Below are 20,764 nucleotides of genomic sequence, written 5' to 3'. Positions count from 1 at the left end.
CTCGTCTGACTTTCCTGACGTGGTGCCGCCTGATTTGGCAAAACGGAGGCCTGTACTAGGCAAATCCGTGGTGCCCCCATGCGTCAACTCTCGCTGGCCGATCGCGGCCAAACCGTCTCTCTGGACCGGTCGCTCGACGATGCTGCGCCGACCTGCCTGGGCGTGGCCCGGCTCGGCAGCCTGCAGACCGCAGGCAGCAGCTTCACTGTGTGGATGCAGGTGCGCGGCAGCTCCTGGGTGGAAGCCAAGGAAGGACGCTTCCGCTTGCGCCAGGGCGAGTGGATCGCCTTCGAGAAGGAGTCGCGGCCGCTGGTGCAGGCCGGTCGCAACGGCTTGTGCGTTGGCCTGAACCTGACGGTCGAAGCGCTGCGCGTGCTGGCCGAGATGGCCGATTGCGGTCTGTATGCCGGGCGTGGCCGCATGAACCGTGGCGATGCCCGCGTTGCGCTGCGCCTGTGGCGCGATGCGCTGGCCAGTGGCCAGCCGGCACAGGCACTGCGCCCGCTGCTGCTGCACCTGGCGGGCCTGCAGCGTGGGCTGGCCGACAACGTGCAGCGTTGCCCGGGGCGCTCGCGCAGCCGCAAGCGCCAGGTGTTCGGCCGCATGCAGCGCGCCCGCCTGTACCTGGAAGGCAACAGCCACCGCGTGGTGCGCATCGGTGAACTGGCCGAGCTGACCAACTTCTCCAGCTGGTATCTCTCCAAGACCTTCCAGAGCCTGTACGAGGAAAGCCCGCAGTCGCTTTCGGCGCGGCTGCGCCTTGAGCGCGCTGCCGACCTGCTGCGTGACACTGACATGATGGTCGGCGAAGTTGCTGCAGCCAGTGGCTTCGACAACTGCTGCAGCTTCGCGCGTGCGTTCCGCGCCCGCTACGGCCAGTCCGCATCGCGCTTCAGGGAGAACGGCGGCTTGCTGCCGCCACAATCTGCAAAGTCTCCGGTTGGTTCGCGCAAATACAGCGCTGCAACGCAATCGTAACGTGCTGGGGTGTTTTAACACGCTGCTAACACGTACCTTGGAGAGATAGATGAACGTTCGTAATCCCGCAGTGCGGCTGGGCCTTCTGCCGGCTGGCATTGCGTTGGCGCTGACGCCCGCCTTTGCTTCTGCACAGGAAGCAAAGGATGCGACCACCCTGGATCGCATCGAAATCACGGGCTCGCGCATCCGCGGCGCCTCGATGGAGACCCAGCAGCCGGTACTCACCCTGAGCCGTGAGAACCTGGAAAAGCAGGGCTACACCACCGTCGCCGATGTCCTGCAGAACCTGACCTCGGCAGGTTCGCCGGCCATTTCCCGTGCGGACTCGCTGTCCTCCGGCGAAAACGTTGGCGGCTACTACGTCGACCTGCGCAACCTGGGCGCGCAGCGCACCCTGGTGCTGATGAACGGCAAGCGCCTGGGCGCGACCACTGCCGGCTACCAGGATCTGAGCCAGATTCCGATGGCCGCCGTCGAGCGCATCGAAGTGCTGAAGGATGGCGCCTCCGCCATCTACGGTTCGGACGCCATCGCTGGCGTGGTCAATGTGATCACCCGCAAGCGCTTCGACGGTGCTGAAGCCAGCGTCTATGTCGGCCAGTACGGCCGCGGCGACGGCGACACCAACACCTACTCGTTCACCCTCGGCTCCGAAGGCGAGCGTGGCGGCGTGACCCTGTCGGCCGAATACTCCAAGCAGGATCCGGTGTGGGCGAAGGATCGTTGGTTCAGCCGCGACGGCGGCCTGGGCCCGAACACCACCTCCGGTGATTGGAGCCCGCTGAGCCAGAACAGCACCTGGTGCGACCCGCGCGTGTGGGGCGACTGCAAGCCGCGCGCTGCAGGCCAGCCGCAGCCGGAGTGGATGACCCTGAATCCGGGCGGTGACCCGAAGAATGCGGCCGACTACCACCTGCTGACCCCGGCCGAGTACTCCAATGCCAACCAGCAGATGATGGTGCAGACCGGCATCGAGCGTAAGTCCGTGTACGTCAACGGCAGCTACGATCTGGCCGACTCGATCACCTTCAATGCTGACGTGCTGTACAACCAGCGCACCACCGACCAGCAGATCGCGGGTTACCCGTACCAGTCGCTGTCGTTCGGTACCCCGCTGTCGAAGGACAGCGCGTTCAACCCGATCGGTCAGGACGTCGAGTTCCGTCGCCGCCTGTGGGAAGTGCCGCGTACCACCAAGAGCGACCTCAAGACCCTGCGCTTTGCGCCGAGCCTGAGCGGCTTCTTCGAATTCGCCGGCAAGACCTGGGATTGGGACGTCGGTGCGCTGTGGAACCGCAACGAGCTGACCAAGACCGGCTACGGCGACATGAGCCTGATCGCCTCGCGTCAGGCATTGGGCCAGTCGTTCATCAATGGCCAGGGTGTTGCCCAGTGCGGTACTTCTGCCAAGCCGATCCCGCTGAGCCAGTGCCGTCCGTGGAACCCGCTGCTGCCGTATGGCGTCAACGGCCAGGGCTCGCTTGCCGACCGTGATCTGCAGAACTTCCTGTTCCCGACCTACACCGACACCGGTGTGACCAAGACCACCAGCTACACCGCCAACCTGTCCGGTTCGCTGTTCGAGCTGCCGGCCGGTGACCTGGGCGTGGCCATGGGCTACGAGCACCGCAAGGAAGAAGGCCGCTTCGTGCCGGACGCCTTCCGTCAGTCGGGCCAGTCGACCGGCCTGGCGTCGACCACCACCTCGGGCAACTACTCGCTGGATGAGTTCTACCTGGAACTGAACGTGCCGATCCTGTCGGACCTGCCGTTTGCCAAGGAACTGACCTTCAACGTCGCCAGCCGCTACTCCGACTACAGCAACTTCGGTGACACGATCAACTCGAAGTTCGGCCTGGTGTGGCGCCCGATCGAAGAGCTGCTGGTCCGCGGTACCTACGCCGAAGGCTTCCGCGCGCCGACCGTCGACGATCTGTACGGCGGCACCAACTCGAGCTTCGAGCGTTACACCGATCCGTGCGGTTCGACCTCGCCGGGCAACGTCGCTGGCAATGCTGCCTGCGCCGGGGCTGGCGTGCCGGCCAACTACGTGCAGGTCGGCCAGGGCTTCGCGCCTTGCAGCACCTTCCCGTGCGCGACCCCGGACCAGTTCGTCAGCGGTTCGAATTCGGCTCTGAAGCCGGAAACCTCCAAGAGCAAGACGGTTGGCCTGGTCTGGAGCCCGCGTTGGGTGCAGGGCCTGGACATCTCGCTCGACTGGTACCGCTACGAGCTGAAGAACATGATCATCGCTGACAGCGTTGATCGCATCCTGCGTGACTGCTACGTGCTGGGCAACGCAGCTCGCTGCGAAGGCGTCACCCGTGCCGCCGATGGCCATATCGAGGCGCTGACCTACGGCCTGGCCAACCTCGGCTCGATGGAGACCGAAGGCTACGACCTGGGTGTCAAGTACCGCCTGCCGGAACTGTCGATCGGCAAGTTCAGCATCGACTGGCAGACCAGCTACCTGGCCAAGTACGACGAAGCCGGCCAGAACAAGAAGGGTGAGAACATCACCATCGGTCGCGTTGGTGAGCCGGGCCTGTTCCGCGTCCGTTCGAACCTGGGCGTGAACTGGGAGCTGGGTGACTTCGGTGTCAACTGGACTGCTCGTTACTACTCGGGCATGAAGGAAAGCTGCATCGACGACGCATGGTGCGACGCCCCGAACCACTACGCCAATGGTGAGCCGGATCCGCTGCGCCACACCGGCTCCAACACCTTCCACGACGTGCAGGTCAGCTGGAAGGCTCCGTGGGATGCCACCATCGCCCTGGGTGCGAACAACGTGTTCGATCACCGCGGTGCGCTGCAGTACTCGGCGCCGAACTCGAGCTTCGCCTACTACGGTGGCTTCGACGTCGGTCGCTTCCTGTACATGAAGTACACCCAGCGCTTCTGATCGTTCGAAGTGCGATAGCAATACCGGGAGGGCGGACCGCAAGGTCCGCCCTCTTTTTTGTAGGGGAATTCCGAAATGTCGTGGAAGGTGAGCAGAGTCACGTTCCTGTCGTGTCGTAATCAACACAGTTGCTGGGTCCACTTGCGGACACTTGCACATGGAGAGAGCGATGAAGAGCACGCTGTTGCACAAACTGTCTGCTGCTGCACTGATCTATGCAACATTGGTGGGTGCGGTGTTCGCCCAGACCGGTGGCGTCTGTGGGGGCGGGCTGTACTGCGAAGAGCTGCGCCAGCAATGCCTGGCTGCAGGCAATTCGAAGGTCATGTGCGATCTGCAGTATCGCCACTGCGTGCAGGACGCCTGCGGCGCGCGCTGATGCAAAAAAGGCGCGCCTTTGGGCGCGCCTTCGAGGTTGTTCCTGCGTTGACAGCTCAGACCTCGCTCGGCACCAGTCCCATCAACGCATTGGCATGCTCGCGCCACTGCGGCAGCCTGTTGAGTACACCTGCGCGTTGCAGGTAGTCCTCATCCACCGGATCGCCGTTGACCAGCGCCAGCGCCACATGCACCGCACCGGTCACCCAGAAGCTGCGCGTATTGGCGCGCTGCGGCTGCAGGTGGAAGGCAACCGCTTCGATGATCGGCATCGGCAGGCCCCACAGGCCCAGCAGGTAGGCGCCGGCCTCGGCATGGCCGGGGCGGGTGTCACCGGCCAGCGACGGTTCGCTGCGCTCGTTGCGTACGCCGGGCAGCAGCAGGCCGATGTCGGCCAGCAGGGCGGCGGTCGCGCCCAGTTCGGCACTGGATTCGGGCAGCAGGCGCGCGGCCAGGCGCGAGGCGAGCAGGGCGCGCTGCTGCAGCGAATTGCGTTCGGCGGTGGACAACGTGGGTGCGGAAAACACCTCGCTGGCCAGCACCAGGTCGCGCAGCGTCGACAGGCCCAGGCGGGTCACGGCCGTGCGCAGGTCAGCGATGGTGCGTCCCTGGCTGAAGAACGCCGAGTTCGACAGCTGCAGCACCTTCGCGGCAATGGCCGGGTCGGCCGCCACCAGCTTGGCGACGTCGGCGCTGTCAGCGTCGTCGTCATGCTCCAGCGCCTGGGTCAGGCTCAGGTACAGGTGCGGCGGCGAGGGCAGCTTCTCGATACGGCCGATGGCATCGCGCAGGCGTGGGCTGTCCAGTACTTCGCGCAGCTCTTCCAGGCTGGTCAGCGCTTCCAGCAGCACTTCCGGTGCCAGTGGCAACGGCAGGAAACGGTGAGCGACACCGATCAGGCGTGCCGGCGGCGGCCGGTTGCCGTGCTGGGCATCGATCAGCGCGATGCGGATGGTTTCCGGGCGCAAGGTCCGGATCTGGCCCAGCAGCGTGGTGGCATTGAGATCCGGCAGCTGCGGGCAGACGATCACCGCATCCACGCCCTGCGTGGCCACCGCAGTCATCGCGGTCTGGCCATCGGTGGCGGTCAGCGGCTGCCAGTCTTCCCCAAGATCGGCAATGAATTCGGTCAGCTCGGCCGGCAGGCTGGCTGCATCCCCAACAAGCAGAATACGCACGACACATTCCCCTGGCTGTCTCGACGATGGATGTCGACGACGTGTGAAGTGACGCAATTTACCTAATACGGCGGCACGTGTGATGTGCCGTCGTCATGAAACGTGACCCGCATCGCTCCGGCGGGGTGCCGCCGGAGCGATCCGGTTCAGGCTCAGGCCTTGCTGTCGAGATGGCGCTGGTGCGCCTCGATCAGGATCTGCTTGGCCTCAGCGGCGCCGCCCCAGCCGTCGAGCTTGACCCACTTGCCCTTCTCCAGGTCCTTGTAGTGCTCGAAGAAGTGGCCGATGCGCTCCAGCCAGTGGCTGGACACCTGGGCGATGTCTTCGACGTGGGCATAGCCACTGAAGATCTTCGACACCGGCACGGCCAGGATCTTCTCGTCGCTGCCCGCCTCATCGCTCATCTTAAGCACGCCGACCGGACGGCAGCGCACGACCGAGCCCGGCACCAGCGGCAGCGGCAGCACCACCAGCACGTCGGCCGGATCGCCGTCGCCGCACAGGGTGCTCGGCACGTAGCCGTAGTTGCAGGGGTAGCGCATCGGGGTGGACAGGATACGGTCGACGAAGATCGCGCCGGTTTCCTTGTCCACTTCGTACTTCACCGGCTCCGAGTCCTTCGGGATCTCGATGATGACGTTGATTTCTTCCGGCGGGTTCTTGCCGGGCGAGACGAGTTCCAGACCCATGGTCGTGCTCCAGGTGGGGGATGTAGACGGATAGCCCCCCATTTTATGCCTTTGCCGGGCGCTGTGCAGAGGGAGGGGCCGACGGCGCTGCGGGGCGGGGGCCTACCGGGCAGACCGGGATTGGCTGATGGGGGCGGCCGGCATGGGAGCGCAGGCTGGACCAACCTTCCCAAGGAGTCTGCCCATGAACGTGTCTGCCCTGTCGTTTGGCCTGACCTGCATGTTGCTGGTTGCGCCTTTGGCCCAGGCGTCCCCTTATGTCGACCTGATCGACTACCCGCACCAGGAGGCCAACTGGGACCGCTTCTTTGCCCTGGAAGGCCGTTTGCAGCATGGCTTCGATGCCATCTGTGGCGACACCTTCTGCGAGGGCGAATACAGCGATATCCGCGCCCTGCGCCTGCGCTGTTCGGTGGATGCGGTGCGGGGAACCGTGCATGAATGCCTGTGGGCATTCGCCGCCAGCGATCTGGAGGTGTCCCGCAACGATGGCGCGATCGTGGCCCGGCAACCGACCTGGTTGTGCCGCCTGCCGCTGGTGGCGGGAACCCCGGTGGAAGCCTTCCATGCCGCGCTCGCCGCGCGCAATCCACTGCATGACCCGCTGCCGGGGACCTCGCAGAGCGTCTATGACGGGCTGACCGGGTGCATCCATTGATGAGAACGTGACTGATTCTCATTAACGGAGTAGCATGCGCGGCGCCTTCCGTCTGTCGTCCCGGTTCCGCGCATGTCCTCCAATGCCGCCTCCCTCACCGAACTGCTGATCCGCGAGCGGCCCGCGCTGCTGCGCCGGGTGCAACGCATCCTGGGGGGCGACAACGGCGCCGAAGACGTGATCCAGGCGGTGTGGTTCAAGGCACGTGGCGTCGACGACAGCCAGGCCATCGACAACCCGCGCGCCTATCTGTACCGGCTGGCCGCCAACCTGGCCACCGACCATGGCCGCGAATCGACCCGGCGCAACCGTCTGCTGGCCGACCACTACCTGTGGGGGCCGGACGAGGTGATCTCGACCGAAGAGCAGGCGATGGCACAGGACGAGCTGCAGCGGGTGCTTGACGCGGCGGGGCACCTGCCGGAGCCGACCCGCACCATCTTCCGGCTCAACCGCCTGCAGGGGCTGACCCAGGCCGAGATCGCACGTCGTCTGGGTGTGTCGGTGACTACCGTCGAGAACCATGTGCGCACGGCGCTGCAACGCCTGGCCTGGGCGCGCAGCGGCCGATGATCGCCCCGCCTTGGGGTTGGCCCTCGCTGAAACGTCTTGATCACTGGACCGCGGATGCGGTCTAGTTCCTCCGCCCGCGCTTGAATGCGCCTGTCCGCCAGCCGATGAGCCCGCCGAACACGCTGCCCGCCGCCAATGACGATGCCCTGGCCGAACAGGCCCGGGGCTGGATCGCGTGGCTGGCCTCGGGTGACATCGGCGAGGGGCGCATGCATGAGTTCGAACGCTGGCTGGCACAGCCGGGGCACCGTCGGGCCTTCGAGCACGAGCGCGCGCTGTGGCGCCGCGTCGGACCACGCCCGCAGGCCCGGCCCGCCGAACGCCGGCGCCCGCGGCGGCTGCGCTGGGCAATGGCCGCTGCAGCTGCGCTGGCGATGCTGGTGGCATGGCCGGAGGCCTGGTTGCGGCTACAGGCCGACCATCGCAGTTCGCATGTCGTGCAGAACGTGCAACTGCCCGATGGCAGTCGCGCCGTGCTGGATGCGGACAGCGCGATCGCCGTGCGGTTTGATGCCGATGCACGCCGGATCGAGCTGCTGCGCGGGCGCGCCTGGTTCGAGGTCAGCCCGGATGCCCAGCGGCGTTTCAGCGTGCGCGCGGGCAATGGCGTGGTCGAGGACATCTCGACCGCGTTCTCCGTCGCACGCGACAACGATCAGGTGGAAACCCAGGTCGGACAGGGCAGGGTGCGCGTGGCCAGCCCGGCCGACGGTGGCTGGACCTACCTGCAGGTGGGACAGCGTGCGGTCTATGGCGAGCGCAGTGGCGTGACGCGTCTGCAGGATGTGGCGGCCGACAGTGTCGGCGCATGGCGGCAGGGTGAACTGCTGCTGGAGCAGGCCAGCGTCGCCGAGGCCGTGCAATGGGTCGGGCGCTATCGCGCTGGCCCGACCTTCGTGCGTGGCGATCTGTCGCAGCTGCCGGCTGTCAGTGCAGCATTGCGCATCGATCGCCCGGAGCAGGCGCTGGATGCGTTGGCGGCAACAGCAGGTCTTCGGGTTACTCGTCTTCCATTCGGCGTCGCCATCGTGCAGTAGATCCACGCCATGCGTGGATGACCGCCCCTGTGCCGACCAACGGTCGGCACCCACCACTGCAAGCAGCCGACCAACGGTTGGCACCCACCACTGCAAGCAGCCGACTCACGGTCGGCACCTGCCGCGGCCGCAAATCGCTCTTGGGGTTGCCACGCTTTCATCCGTCTTACTCCGCGAACGTACCCGCCGCCGCCAGTACGTCGCCGTGTCCGCCCGTGTTGCGGATGTCGCCGCGCCCGCGGCACCGATTACCTGACAGGTTCCCCCATGTTCGATTTCCATCGTCCGGGCCGCATGCCGCGCCCGTCCCGCCTGTGCATCGCCCTGCTGGCGGCCGGCCTGGCCAGCGCCGCGCCCTCCGTACTCGCGCAGGATGCCAGCGGTGACCACGCTGCCGTGCAGCGCTTCGATATCCCCGCGCAGCCACTGGACGAGGCGCTGCGCAGCTACATGCGCCAGTCCGGCGTGCAGGTCGTGTACCCGGCCACCCTGGCCCGGGGTGTGACCTCGCGTGCGGTCAGCGGCAGCCTGTCGGCCAGCGAGGCTTTGCAGCACCTGCTGCAGGGCAGTGGCCTGGCGGTGCGCCGGGTCAGTGCCGATGCGGTGACCCTGGAAGCGGCAGCGTCGGCGCAGGCCGACAGCGGTGTGATCGTCACCGATACGCTGAGCGTGGCCGGCGACCGTATCGACAGCGGCGCAACCAGCGACGAGGCGCGCCTGCTCGACGGCTATCGCAGCGTCGGCTCCACCACCACGCTCAACCGCACGCACCTGGAGCGATTCCGCGGTACGTCCAACGGCGACATCGTCAAGGGCGTGGCTGGCGTCACCGCCGGTGATCCGCGCGTGGGCAACGGCTTCGACGTCAACATCCGTGGCATCCAGGGCCAGGGCCGCGTGCCGGTGATCATCGACGGTGGCCAGTCCAGCATGGATACCTACCGTGGTTATGCCGGCCAGTCGCAGCGCACCTACCTCGACCCGGACCTGATCTCCAGCCTGACCATCACCAAGGGCCCGAGCCTGCAGGCCAACGCCTCCGGTGGCATCGGCGGCGTGGTCGAGATGGAGACGCTGAAGATCGGTGACGTGCTGCGCGAAGGCCGGGACTTCGGCGTGCGCGTGCGTGGCGGCCTGGCCAACAACAGCGCCAACAACCTGCCGTCCTACAGCGCCGCGCCGCGTACCGACCGCAGCGCCACCGGCAGCCAGTTCTTCAACGTGGCCGCTGCGGGACACTGGGATCGCTTCGATCTGGTTGCCGCCTACGCCTACCGCGACAACGGCAACTACTTCTCCGGCAAGCATGGCTACGATGACTTCCCGCAGACCCGGCGCACGCTGGCGCCGCTGAACCCGCCGCGTACCGAGGTGTTCAATACCTCGGCGCGCTCGAAGTCGGCGCTGCTCAAGGGCACCTGGCGCATCGACGATGCACAGACCCTGGAAGCGGGCTACCGCCGCTACGAGGGCACCGCCGGCGAGATCATGGCCTCGCAGATCATCCGTGTGGATCGTGACCGCATTCCGCAATGGGACCCGGGCCACGTCGACATGGACAGCTATACCCTGCGCTATCGCTTCAACCCGGACAGCGAGCTGGTCGACCTGCGCGTCAACGCCACGTACACCGACACCGACAGCGTGATGTACAACAGCCTGACCGGCATCACCCCCTGGTACTTCGATCGCCGCACCGAGTGGTACGACGCGCCCAGCTTCAGTGGCGACCCCGGTTACAAGGATGCCTACCGCAATCCGCTGCGTCAGAAGCGCTTCGGCCTGGATGCCAGCAACACCTCGAAGTTCGATACCCACGCCGGTGCATTCACCCTCGACTACGGCCTGTCCTACAGCGATGAGGACATTGCACCGGGCAGTTCGGGGCCGGTCATGCACGATGACCTGATCAACAACCGCTTCCTGCGCAACGCCGAGCGCAAGGAATACAGTGCCGTGGCCTCGCTGAAGTGGCAGCCCGATGAGCATTGGGAACTGCTGGCCGGCGGCCGCTGGAACCGCGTGGATGTGCATGACCGCAACCGCCTGGCCACGCCCGATGCCTACGAGGTGCAGGGCCAGTACCGCTACACCGAGCTGCTCAATGGCAACCCGGCGCTGCCGTCGTGGCGGGCCAAGCGCATCGCGCTGCTGAACTGGTATCCGGACGCCAACGGGAATTTCACCCAGGAATCGCTGCTGGCTTCACCGTACAAGAAGGGTACGGTGGGCGACATCGGTGGCTGGAACTTCTACGACGCCGGCAAGGCGCAGGACCTGGAGGTGCCGGTCAGCTGGACCTGGTCGCAACCGATCCGCCGACGTGACACCGCGTTCTCGCCGACCGCCAGCGTGGCCTACCGCTTCAGCGAAGACACCATGGTTTACGTGAAGTACGCCGAAGGCACCAAGCTGCCGAGCCTGTTCGAGACCACACTGGGCCTGTTCACCGCCGCCAAGCCGGTGGGCGAGCTGAAGCCGGAGCGTGCGCGCAGCTGGGAGATCGGTGCCAGCACCATCCGCTATGACCTGTTCACCGCCGGCGACCGCCTGGCGCTGAAGCTGGCCTACTTCGATACCCGCATCGACGACCTGATCACCCGTGACTACCGCACGCTCTCGGCCGGCCTGATCCGCAACGTCGACCAGTTCAAGGTCTCGGGCATGGAGTTCCAGTCCAGCTATGACAGCGGCAAGGTATTTGCTGATCTGTCCGCGCACTATTACTTCAAGGCCAAGACCTGCGCACCGGACATCGCAGCCGAGCGCCGTGCCTATGGTGCACAGCGCAGGAACGATGAACTGGCCAACACGCCGAACTGCGTGGACGGCGGCTTCGAGGGCTCGTACACCAATACCCAGAACCCGCCGCGCTACATGGTCAACCTGACCCTGGGCTCGCGCCTGTTCGACGAGCGCCTGACCTTCGGTACCCGCGTGGTCCACAACGCCGGCCCGATCAGCAAGCTGGACAAGGACTGGAACGTGGGCCTGTCGGCGATCCAGCAGCTGTACCGGCCGACCACCCTGGTCGACCTGTTCGCCAGCTGGAGCTTCAACGACCAGCTGTCGGTGGAGGCGGGCGTGGACAACGTCACCGACCGCTACTACCTGGATCCGCTGGCGCTGGGCGTGATGCCGGCCCCGGGCCGTACCGCGAGGCTGGCGCTGACCTGGAAGTATTGATCGTCGGGGTCGGATCCCTTTCCTGCAGAAAGGGCTCTGACCCCAGCGGGAGACAACGGTAGCGCCGGGCCATGCCCGGCGCCTTCCTCCAGCCAGTTACAGCCCGGTCGCCGCCTTCACCGCATCTTCGTGCAGCGACTCGTTCAGCTCATCCACCACCGTGGTCCATGCCGCATCGGCCTGCAGCGACTCGGACAGGAACTGGCGCTGGGCATCGTTCCAGTACGGTGCTTCGACCACTTCCACATCGGTGGCCAGCTGGTGTTCGCGGATGAAGCGGGCGATGCCTTCGGCGCTGGCGTCCAGGCCCAGCTGCAGGAACAGGTTGGTCATGCGCGGTTCGGTGGTGATCATCGTCGGTTCCTGCGGGAAGAAGGGATACGCCATTATCGGTGTACATGGCCTTGGGGAAAGCCCCATGGCGAACGTCTACAGCAGGACGACCCCCTTGGCATCCCCCATGAACGCACACATCGCCCCTGAAGACAGCCGCAGCCTGCGGCTCAAGGCCGCCACCCGCGACAGCCATGGCGCGCTGGACAAGCGCATCATGGCCGGCGACATCTTCGCCGACCGCGGCAACTTCGCCCGCTTCCTGCGCGTGCAGTACCGCTTCCACCGCAGCATCGATGCGCTGTATGCCAACCCTGCGCTGGACGCACTGCTGCCCGACCTGGGCGAACGCCGCCGCCTGACCCAGGTGGCGCGCGACCTGCAGGATCTGGAGCAGACTCTGCCGGGGGCCGACATCGCGGCGTTGCCGTCCGATCTGGAGCTACCCGCCGCATTGGGGTGGCTGTATGTGGCCGAAGGCTCCAATCTCGGCGGCACCATTCTGTACAAGATGGCTGCCAAGCTGGGCCTGGATCGTGATTTCGGCGCCCGCCACCTGGCCGCACACCCGGATGGCGCGGCGCGCCACTGGCGTGAATTCACTGCTGCGCTGGATGCGGTGCCGCTGAGCGCCGAGCAGGAGCAGCAGGTGATCGATGCGGCGGACGCCGCCTTCCGCAGCGTGCACGGCCACGTCGAAGTGGAATTCGCCTGATGCACGCCTCCCGCCTATCGGCGCAACGCTGATGCGCTGGCTCTGGTTCGCGCTGGGCTGGGTGATGGTCGGCCTCGGGGTGATCGGCGCGCTGCTGCCGGTGATGCCGACCACCATCTTCCTGATCCTGGCCGTGGGCTGCTTCGCGCGCAGTTCGCCGAAGTTCGAGCAACGCCTGCTGGCGCACCCGCGCTACGGCCCGTCACTGCGGCTGTGGCGCGAGCAGGGCGCGGTGTCGCGCAAGGGCAAGGCGTTTGCCAGTGCGGGCATGGCGGTGGGCTTCGCGCTGTTCTGCTGGGGCGCACATCCGTCCTGGCGGCTGCTGCTGGGCGTGGGCCTGTTCTTCGCGATCAGCGCCGGCTACGTGCTCAGTCGGCCCGCACCGCGGCTGGAACCCAACCCGGTCGTGGAAGTGGACGACGCCAATGATCCGCGCACGACACGCCGCCGTGCAGCGACCCCTGATGCTGATGGAAAACGAGACGATGCTGCCTGCTGACCTGGCCCCCGTGGCTGCCCCTGCACTGACGCCCTGGGGCATGTATCTGGCCGCCGATGTGGTGGTGAAGACCGTGATGATCGCGCTCGCGCTGGCGTCGCTGGCCACCTGGACCGTGCTGCTGGCCAAAGGCTGGGAACTGGCCCGCCAGGCACGGCAGCTGCGCGCAGCGCGTGCGCTGCTGCTGCGGGTGCCGAGCCTGCCCGGCGAGAGCGCCGACGCCAGTGTGCAGCAGGGCATCGCACTCGCCATGTTGGACGCAGCGCGCACCGAACTGCGCCTGTCGCAGGAACTGGATGGTCTCGACGGCATCAAGGAGCGCGTGGCCTCGCGCCTGGACCGCATTGAACTGGAAACCGCGCGCGTGCAGCGACGTGGCATCGGCGTGCTCGCCAGCATCGGCGCGGTGGCGCCGTTCGTCGGCCTGTTCGGCACGGTGTGGGGCATCATGAACAGTTTCATCGGCATCGCCCAGAGCAACACCACCAACCTGGCGGTGGTTGCGCCCGGCATCGCCGAGGCTCTGCTGGCGACCGCGCTGGGTCTGGTCGCAGCGATTCCCGCCGTGCTGGTCTACAACCACTTCAGCCGTGTGCTGGCCGGCCTGCGGGGTCTGCTCGGCGATCTGTCGGCGGCCGTGCAGCAGCTGGTGTCGCGTGACCTCGATCGTGCCGTTCCGCGTAACGCAGCGGCACCGCTGCGCGCGGTGCACTGAGGTACGACGATGGCGATCAGGACCGCGTCCGACCGTGACGATGCGCCGGAAGAAGCGCATGAGATCAATGTCACGCCCTTCATCGACGTGATGCTGGTGCTGCTGATCATCTTCATGGTGGCCGCACCGCTGGCCACCGTGTCGGTGCCGGTGCAGCTGCCGGCCAGCAGTGCCAGCGCCACGCCGCCGGAACAGGCACCGGTGTACGTGACCGTCCAGGCCGATCTGTCGCTGCGCGTTGGTGAACAGGCCGTGGCGCGCGACAGCCTGGCGGCTGCATTGCAGGCGGCCACTCACAGTGACACCACGCAGCGCATCTTCCTGCGTGCCGATACCCGTGTGCCCTATGGCGAACTGATGGCCACGCTGGATGCGCTGCGAGCGGCCGGCTACCTGAAGGTGGCACTGGTCGGCCTGGAGCAGGGCGCACGATGAGTGGACTGCGGCGCTGGGCGACCAGCCTGGCGATCGTGCTGCTGGTGCATGCGCTGTTGATCGGCGCGGCCTGCTGGTGGGCGGCCCGTGCGCCAGCACTGGCTGCAACGGCGCCGCCCGCGGCACTGATGCTGGAACTGGCGCCGATGGCGCAGGCACCGCCGGTGCCGCCGCGCGAGGTCGCCACCGGGCCGCTGCAGCAGCAACAGCAGCGGCAGGCGCCGACGCCGGCCGTGCGTGAACAACCCAAGGCGCCGGTGCAGCCGCAGGGTGACCTGCCGCCGCCGCGTACACCGGAGCCGACGCCGTCGCCGGACACCGCTGACGCCAATGTCGCGCAGACCAGCGCACCGCCGCAGGTGGCGGCTGATGCGGCCACACGCTACACCGCACCGCAGACCACGGCGGGTGAGCGCAGTCGTGCCGAGGCGACCTGGGAAGGACGCCTGCTGGGGCACCTGCAGAAACACCGCCGCTATCCGCGCCAGGCCGAGCGGCTGCGCCAGCAGGGTGTGGTCTACGTGCGCTTTGCGGTTGCCCGCGATGGCGCGGTCTCGGGCTTGAAACTGGGCCGCAGCAGTGGCTTCGCGCTGCTCGACCAGGAGACGCTGGACACCGTGCAGCGGGCCAGCCCGGTACCGCCGCCGCCGGCCGAAGTGGCCGGCGACCCGGTGGAAGTGATGGTGCCGGTGTCGTTCTTCCTGCGCGGGCGTTGACCTCGTAGCGTCGAGCTTGCTCGACTGCTCTTGCGGTGTGGGCCAGAAGCAGTCGAGCAAGCTCGACTCTACGGGTTTGCGCATGGCGTGGATCTACAGCAGGGGCACCAGCAGCAGTGCCACGATGTTGATGATCTTGATCAGCGGATTGATCGCCGGGCCGGCGGTGTCCTTGTAGGGGTCACCGACGGTATCGCCGGTCACCGCCGCCTTGTGCGCCTCGCTGCCCTTGCCGCCGAAGTGGCCGTCCTCGATGTACTTCTTGGCGTTGTCCCAGGCGCCGCCGCCGGTGGTCATCGAGATGGCCACGAACAGGCCGGTCACGATCGTGCCGATCAGCAGGCCGCCCAGTGCGCGCGGCCCCAGCAGCAGGCCGACCACCACCGGCACCGCCACCGGCAGCAGCGACGGCACGATCATTTCGCGGATCGCCGAGCGGGTCAGCATGTCCACCGCCTTGTCGTACTGCGGCTTGCCGGTGCCCTGCATGATGCCGGGGATCTCGCGGAACTGGCGCCGTACTTCCTGCACCACCGCACCGGCGGCGCGGCCGACCGCTTCCATCGCCATCGCACCGAACAGGTAGGGAATCAGGCCGCCGATCAGCAGGCCGATGATCACCGTGTGGTCGCTGAGGTCGAAGCGGAACTCCTGACCGGGATTGGCCGCCTGCAGGTTATGGGTGTAGTCGGCGAACAGCACCAGTGCCGCCAGTGCCGCAGAGCCGATCGCATAACCCTTGGTCACTGCCTTGGTGGTGTTGCCCACCGCATCCAGCGGATCGGTGATGTCGCGGATCTCCGAGGGTAGCTCGGCCATCTCGGCGATGCCACCGGCGTTGTCGGTGATCGGTCCATAAGCATCGAGGGCGACGATCATGCCGGCCATCGACAGCATCGCGGTGGCGGCGATGGCGATGCCGTACAGGCCAGCCAGCGCGAACGCGCCCCAGATTGCCGCACACACCGCCACCACCGGTAGCGCGGTGGACTTCATCGAAATGCCAAGGCCGGCGATGATGTTGGTGCCATGCCCAGTGGTCGAGGCCTGTGCCACGTGCTGCACCGGCTTGTACTGGGTGCCGGTGTAGTACTCGGTGATCCACACGATCAGGCCGGTCAGCACCAGCCCGATCAATGCGCAGCCATACAGCGCCATCGGCCCATGCACGTTGTCACTCATCAACCCGGTGGTGATCGGGTAGAACGCAATCGCGGCCAGCACGCCGGACACGATCACGCCCTTGTACAGCGCGCCCATGATCGAACCGCCCGGCTTCACCTTGACGAACAGCGCGCCGATGATCGAGGCGATGATCGACACGCCGCCCAGCACCAGCGGATACAGCACCGCATTGGCGCCTGCCTCGGCCAGCATCAGGCTGCCCAGCAGCATGGTGGCGATGACGGTGACCGCATAGGTCTCGAACAGGTCGGCGGCCATGCCGGCGCAGTCGCCGACGTTGTCACCGACGTTGTCGGCGATCACCGCCGGGTTGCGCGGGTCATCCTCGGGAATCCCGGCTTCGACCTTGCCGACCAGGTCGGCACCGACGTCCGCGCCCTTGGTGAAGATGCCGCCGCCCAGGCGCGCGAAGATCGAGATCAGCGACGAGCCGAACGCCAGCCCGACCAGTGCATGCAGCGCCTGGTCCATCTGCAGGCCCATCCGCAGCAGCAGCGCGTAATAGCCGGCCACGCCTAGCAGGCCCAGCCCTACCACCAGCATGCCGGTGATCGCGCCGCCGCGGAAGGCGACATCCATCGCCGCGCTGATGCCGTGGCGTGCAGCTTCGGCAGTGCGTACGTTGGCGCGTACCGACACGTTCATGCCGATATAGCCGGCCGCGCCGGACAGCACCGCACCGATGGCGAAGCCGATCGCGGTGTACCAGCTGAGGAAGATGCCGACCAGCACGAACAGCACCACGCCGGCGACGCCGATGGTCAGGTACTGGCGGTTGAGGTAGGCACGCGCACCTTCCTGGATCGCGGTGGCGATCGCGATCATGCGTTCATTGCCGGTGGGTTGGCGCAGGATCCAGCGCGCCGAGACGATTCCGAACAGGATCGCGAGAATGGCGCAGCCCAGCGCCAGTGACAGCCCGTGACGTTCCAGCATTAGACCCCTCCGCAGAATGGATGTAGGCATCCAGTGGCGATGAACGGCACCACGAGGGGGACGACGGGCTGCAGCCTGGAACCAACCCGTACCGACCTTGGTGGTCGTCCGACGTATGGCGGTGTTCAGCATTCCCTGGTGCCCGCAGTATGCGTGCCGCGCACTGTAGAGTCGAGCCGTGCTCGACTGGTTTTTACGAGCCCCGCCGCATGCCGCCAGTCCATGGGCATGATTCGAAAGCCGCAGGCCTTTGCACCCCGTTAAGCCAGCCTCTGCAAGCCTGCGCTCAGTCCCGTAGGAGATTCCCCATGCGCCTGTCCCTGTTGATGCTTGCCGCCCTGGTCCCGGCCGTACCGGCACTCGCCGCGGAAGCCCCGGAGCTGCAGCGTGCCGTGGGTGCCCCCCAGGCCGTGGGCGCGGTGCACACCCTGCGGCAGATTCCCGAGGCCTGCGCGCGCCTGGAAGGTGCCTTCACCGGTCAGGCGGCCGAGCCGTATCGCTTCGCACCGGTGCGGACCAGCGAGCAGTGTCAGCCGCGCGCGCGCTTCGTCGACTATGCCAAGGCGCAGCCGAGTGTGGACAAGGGCTGGAAGCTCAATGATGTGATCCGCGTACCCAATGCCGCGTGCCCGGCGCAGCAGGCGGTAGTGCGGGTGTGGCGCCTGCCGTCGAGCAACAAGGTCGAGCTGGACGGGCAGGGCCAGTCGCGCATCTATCTGGAAGAGGCCAAGAAGCAGGCCGCCGCCGGCCAGATTCCGCAGGTGACGATGTTCGCCGCGCAGCTGCAGATGGAAGGCAAGGCCTGCAATTGAAATTGCGTGGGCGATGTACCCGCGCGGTCATCCACGGGGAGTGCCGGCCGCTGGCCGGCAACCCTGCAATCATCACTCCGCCAGCGTCGCCCCGCGCGCCACCAGCAGCTCTCGCAGGGCCCTGCGATGGCAATGCGCTTCATCCTCGCAGTAGCACCCCACGCTGATGTCGCTGTGCTGTGACATCGCGGCCAGCAGGTCCAGCGCGTGGGCCGCGTCCGGCGCCTTCATCTCGGCCTTGTAGTGGCGGAAGAACGCATTCCAGTCGGCCGCGGTTTTCGCTTCGTGCGCCCGCTTTACCAGTTCCGCGCTGGGTGACAGGGTCGGGAACCAGACGTCGTACCAGTCCTGTACCGCGAACTCACTGCGCGGCACGCCGCGCGGCGGCCGCCGCACGGTACCGATACGCAGGCCCTCGCCGGGGTGGCGCGGCGTACCCAGTCGAACAACTCGCAGTGCCAAGGTGTGCCTCCACTAAAAAGGGGACGGAGGGGATTAAGTCGTATCCGACCCACTGCTGACGCTGTAGGAGATGACGGAGGGGCAGATGCGACTTAATCCCCTCCGTCCCCTTTTTCGGCTCAGCCCTCGAAGGCCGGCAGCTTCTGCTTCACGGCCACGTTCTTCAGCGTCACGTACTTCGGCAGGCCGTCGGTGCCGTACGGCAGCGGGGCTTCGCCCTTGATCAGCGGCGACAGGTAGGCGCGTGCCTTGGCGGTGATGCCGAAGCCGTCGCGGCGGATGAAGCCGGCGGGCATCTTCTTTTCATGATTGGCGATCTTCGACAGCGGCGCCGCTTCGATCTTCCAGCGATAGGGCGCATCGGTGCTGCGCACGATCACCGGCATCACTCCGTTCTGGCCCTTCAGTGCCAGCTGCACGGCGGCCTTGCCGACCGCCTGCGCCTGCTCCCAGTCGGTCTTGCTGGCCAGGTGGCGGGCCGAGCGCTGCAGGTAATCGGGCAGCGCCCAGTGCACCTTCAGGCCCAGCTGGTCCTTGACCCGGCCGGCCAGGTGCGCGGCCACGCCGCCCAGCTGCGAGTGACCGAACGAGTCCTTGCCGCCACCGGCGTCGGCGACGAAGCGGCCATCGGCGGTGGCGATGCCTTCCGACGCCACCACCACGCAGTAGCCGACGCGCTCGACCACCGCCTTGACCTTGGCCAGGAACGCCGCTTCGTCATAGGCGCGTTCGGGCAGCAGGATGATGTGCGGGGCCTCGTCATCGCCATTGCCGGCCAGGCCGGCGGCCGCAGCCAGCCAGCCGGCGTGGCGGCCCATGGCCTCGTAGATGAAGACACGGGTGGAGGTCTCGGCCATTGCCGCCACGTCCAGCGCCGCCTCGCGCACCGACACGGCGGTGTATTTGGCCGCCGAGCCGAAGCCCGGACAGGTATCGGTCACCGCCAGATCGTTGTCGATGGTCTTGGGCACGCCGATGCAGGTCAGGTCGTAGCCGGAGGCCTTGGCCAGCTGCGAGACCTTCAGCGCGGTGTCGGCCGAGTCGTTGCCGCCGTTGTAGAGGAACCAGCGCACGTCGTGCGCGCGCAGCACTTCCAGCAGGCGGTCGTAGCGGGCACGGTCGGCGTCCAGCGATTTCAGCTTGACCCGGCACGAACCGAAGGCGCCGCCCGGGGTGTGGGCGAGGGCGCGGATGGCCGCAGCACTCTCCTTGCTGGTGTCGATCAGTTCCTCGCGCAGTGCGCCGAGGATGCCGTTGCGGGCGGCCAGGACCTTGATGCCCTTGGCCCGGGCCTGCTCGATCACCGCCGCTGCAGTGGCATTGATGACTGCGGTGACACCGCCGGACTGGGCATAAAGGAGAGTACCGTTGCGCATGCTTCTACCTGCTCGGGGGAGGGGACATTGCAGGGACATTACCCGGATGCGGTAAAGTGGCGCTATTGCGGTGCAGCGATACCGGTCCGTCCGGGACGCGAACCTTCTTTGTTTTCAACACGTTGGAGTCAGGTCAATGCGATTGGTTCTGTTGGGACCGCCCGGTTCGGGCAAGGGGACACAGGCGACGCGCCTGAAGGAAAAGCTGGGGATCGCCCACATTTCGACCGGTGACATGCTGCGCGCGGAAATCGCCGCGGGCACGGAGCTGGGCAAGCAGGCCAAGACGGTGATGGATGCCGGCAACCTGGTGTCGGACGACATCCTGCTGGGCATGCTGGAGTCGCGCCTGACCCAGGCCGATGTCGCCAAGGGCTTCATCCTCGATGGCTACCCGCGCAATGTGGCCCAGGCCAATGCGATGGACGGCCTGCTGGCCAAGATCGGCCAGCCGCTGGATGCCGTGGTGCAGCTGGACGTGGCCACCGAGCTGCTGGTCGAGCGCATCGCCGGTCGTGCCAAGGAACAGGGCCGCGCCGATGACACGCCGGAAGCGGTGCGCCAGCGCCTGCAGGTCTACAACGACCAGACCGCCCCGGTGGTCGACTTCTACGCCGGCCGTGGCACCCTGGCCCGCGTCGACGGCGTCGGTGAGCTGGACGAGATCGAAGCCCGCATCCTGGCGGCGATCAAAGGTTGATCCTGCAGGGCGGGTGCACTGCCGGTCCTTCGGGCGCAAAAAGCACAGGCCTGGTCCGCGAGGACCAGGCCTGTGTCGTTTGATAGGCGCCAGCAGAGGGCTTGCTCAGGGCCCCGCAGCATGAGCTCCCTTGGGGATGGCCTCTTGGGGAGTAGGACCGGTTCGGGTACTGCGGCTGGCAGTTCGAATTGTGTCCGGGTTCACAGAACATCGCTATCGGGATTTCCCTGACAGATGATTGGAGTTTTCTCACATCCTGTGTAGGACTTGTCTTACCCCGGATCGGACATTGGCC

The 20,764-nt window shown here is 66.7% G+C and carries 20 protein-coding genes; 14 read left to right on the top strand and 6 right to left on the bottom strand.

Annotated features, from left to right (window positions below):
• Positions 1-78 precede the first annotated feature (78 nt).
• The 3 genes from AC5O77_RS05350 to AC5O77_RS05340 all read left to right on the top strand — a co-directional run bounded on the left by AC5O77_RS05350 (position 79) and on the right by AC5O77_RS05340 (position 4,265).
• The gene (locus tag AC5O77_RS05350; protein ID WP_032128400.1) at positions 79-978 is read left to right on the top strand and encodes a helix-turn-helix transcriptional regulator; all 900 of its coding nucleotides are present in this window, start codon (positions 79-81) and stop codon (positions 976-978) included.
• Positions 979-1,027: 49 nt separating this feature from the next.
• Positions 1,028-3,886, top strand: a complete 2,859-nt coding sequence (locus tag AC5O77_RS05345) for a TonB-dependent receptor (RefSeq protein WP_032128399.1) — start codon at positions 1,028-1,030, stop codon at positions 3,884-3,886.
• Positions 3,887-4,055: 169 nt separating this feature from the next.
• A complete protein-coding gene (locus tag AC5O77_RS05340; protein ID WP_032128398.1) occupies positions 4,056-4,265 on the top strand; it encodes a hypothetical protein in 210 nt (69 codons plus the stop codon).
• A 55-nt stretch (positions 4,266-4,320) separates the two neighbouring features.
• Here the strand turns inward: AC5O77_RS05340 and AC5O77_RS05335 are convergent, their stop codons facing one another.
• Positions 4,321-5,442 carry an HDOD domain-containing protein gene (locus AC5O77_RS05335; protein ID WP_478057763.1) on the bottom strand — a complete coding sequence of 374 codons (1,122 nt, stop codon included), beginning with the start codon at positions 5,440-5,442 and terminating at the stop codon, positions 4,321-4,323.
• 152 nt (positions 5,443-5,594) lie between these two features.
• A complete protein-coding gene (gene ppa, locus AC5O77_RS05330; RefSeq protein ID WP_005410935.1) occupies positions 5,595-6,131 on the bottom strand; it encodes an inorganic diphosphatase in 537 nt (178 codons plus the stop codon).
• A 184-nt stretch (positions 6,132-6,315) separates the two neighbouring features.
• Here ppa and AC5O77_RS05325 point away from each other — a divergent pair, with 184 nt between their 5' ends.
• The 4 genes from AC5O77_RS05325 (at position 6,316) to AC5O77_RS05310 (ending at position 11,585) form a co-directional block, all read left to right on the top strand.
• Positions 6,316-6,789 (top strand): hypothetical protein, encoded by a 474-nt coding sequence (locus AC5O77_RS05325; RefSeq protein WP_032128396.1) that lies wholly within the window; start codon positions 6,316-6,318, stop codon positions 6,787-6,789.
• A 72-nt stretch (positions 6,790-6,861) separates the two neighbouring features.
• Positions 6,862-7,362 (top strand): RNA polymerase sigma factor, encoded by a 501-nt coding sequence (locus tag AC5O77_RS05320; protein ID WP_014038389.1) that lies wholly within the window; start codon positions 6,862-6,864, stop codon positions 7,360-7,362.
• Positions 7,363-7,466: 104 nt separating this feature from the next.
• Entirely contained in the window at positions 7,467-8,399 is a 933-nt protein-coding gene (locus AC5O77_RS05315) for a FecR family protein (protein ID WP_478057762.1), read from the top strand.
• Positions 8,400-8,666: 267 nt separating this feature from the next.
• Positions 8,667-11,585 carry a TonB-dependent receptor gene (locus tag AC5O77_RS05310; RefSeq protein ID WP_494506553.1) on the top strand — a complete coding sequence of 973 codons (2,919 nt, stop codon included), beginning with the start codon at positions 8,667-8,669 and terminating at the stop codon, positions 11,583-11,585.
• 96 nt (positions 11,586-11,681) lie between these two features.
• On the opposite strand, the gene AC5O77_RS05305 is transcribed toward AC5O77_RS05310, so the two are convergent.
• Complete coding sequence (locus AC5O77_RS05305; RefSeq protein ID WP_006390068.1) at positions 11,682-11,939, bottom strand: DUF2789 domain-containing protein; 258 nt, start codon at positions 11,937-11,939, stop codon at positions 11,682-11,684.
• Positions 11,940-12,045: 106 nt separating this feature from the next.
• On the opposite strand from AC5O77_RS05305, the gene AC5O77_RS05300 reads away from it, so the two are divergent.
• The 5 genes from AC5O77_RS05300 to AC5O77_RS05280 are packed head-to-tail and all read left to right on the top strand — an operon-like array spanning position 12,046 to position 14,998.
• Positions 12,046-12,633, top strand: coding sequence for a biliverdin-producing heme oxygenase (locus AC5O77_RS05300; protein ID WP_032128393.1), 588 nt, complete (start codon positions 12,046-12,048; stop codon positions 12,631-12,633).
• 31 nt (positions 12,634-12,664) lie between these two features.
• Positions 12,665-13,132: a YbaN family protein gene (locus AC5O77_RS05295; protein WP_317217897.1), complete on the top strand. Its 468-nt coding sequence runs from the start codon at positions 12,665-12,667 to the stop codon at positions 13,130-13,132.
• Positions 13,119-13,847 carry a tonB-system energizer ExbB gene (exbB, locus tag AC5O77_RS05290; protein ID WP_478057761.1) on the top strand — a complete coding sequence of 243 codons (729 nt, stop codon included), beginning with the start codon at positions 13,119-13,121 and terminating at the stop codon, positions 13,845-13,847. Before AC5O77_RS05295 ends, exbB begins: the two co-directional genes overlap by 14 nt.
• Positions 13,848-13,856: 9 nt before the next feature.
• Positions 13,857-14,282, top strand: coding sequence for a TonB system transport protein ExbD (gene exbD, locus AC5O77_RS05285; protein ID WP_494506552.1), 426 nt, complete (start codon positions 13,857-13,859; stop codon positions 14,280-14,282).
• On the top strand, positions 14,279-14,998 hold the full coding sequence (locus AC5O77_RS05280; protein ID WP_478057759.1) for an energy transducer TonB: 720 nt from the start codon (positions 14,279-14,281) through the stop codon (positions 14,996-14,998). Before exbD ends, AC5O77_RS05280 begins: the two co-directional genes overlap by 4 nt.
• Before the next feature lie 93 nt (positions 14,999-15,091).
• On the opposite strand, the gene AC5O77_RS05275 is transcribed toward AC5O77_RS05280, so the two are convergent.
• On the bottom strand, positions 15,092-17,119 hold the full coding sequence (locus AC5O77_RS05275) for a sodium-translocating pyrophosphatase (protein WP_494506551.1): 2,028 nt from the start codon (positions 17,117-17,119) through the stop codon (positions 15,092-15,094).
• 308 nt (positions 17,120-17,427) lie between these two features.
• Here AC5O77_RS05275 and AC5O77_RS05270 point away from each other — a divergent pair, with 308 nt between their 5' ends.
• A complete protein-coding gene (locus AC5O77_RS05270) occupies positions 17,428-17,931 on the top strand; it encodes a hypothetical protein (RefSeq protein ID WP_494506550.1) in 504 nt (167 codons plus the stop codon).
• A gap of 72 nt (positions 17,932-18,003) precedes the next feature.
• Here the strand turns inward: AC5O77_RS05270 and AC5O77_RS05265 are convergent, their stop codons facing one another.
• Positions 18,004-18,393 (bottom strand): DUF488 domain-containing protein, encoded by a 390-nt coding sequence (locus AC5O77_RS05265; protein WP_478481983.1) that lies wholly within the window; start codon positions 18,391-18,393, stop codon positions 18,004-18,006.
• A gap of 119 nt (positions 18,394-18,512) precedes the next feature.
• Positions 18,513-19,769, bottom strand: coding sequence for a 6-phosphofructokinase (locus tag AC5O77_RS05260; protein ID WP_125894981.1), 1,257 nt, complete (start codon positions 19,767-19,769; stop codon positions 18,513-18,515).
• 136 nt (positions 19,770-19,905) lie between these two features.
• On the opposite strand from AC5O77_RS05260, the gene AC5O77_RS05255 reads away from it, so the two are divergent.
• The gene (locus AC5O77_RS05255; protein ID WP_032128385.1) at positions 19,906-20,469 is read left to right on the top strand and encodes an adenylate kinase; all 564 of its coding nucleotides are present in this window, start codon (positions 19,906-19,908) and stop codon (positions 20,467-20,469) included.
• Positions 20,470-20,764 lie beyond the last annotated feature (295 nt).

It is taken from the genome of Stenotrophomonas sp. INTA L402-1 (assembly GCF_059295135.1).
The sequence above is the reverse complement of the archived record's forward strand: the minus strand, read 5'-3'. Positions and strand labels throughout refer to the sequence as shown.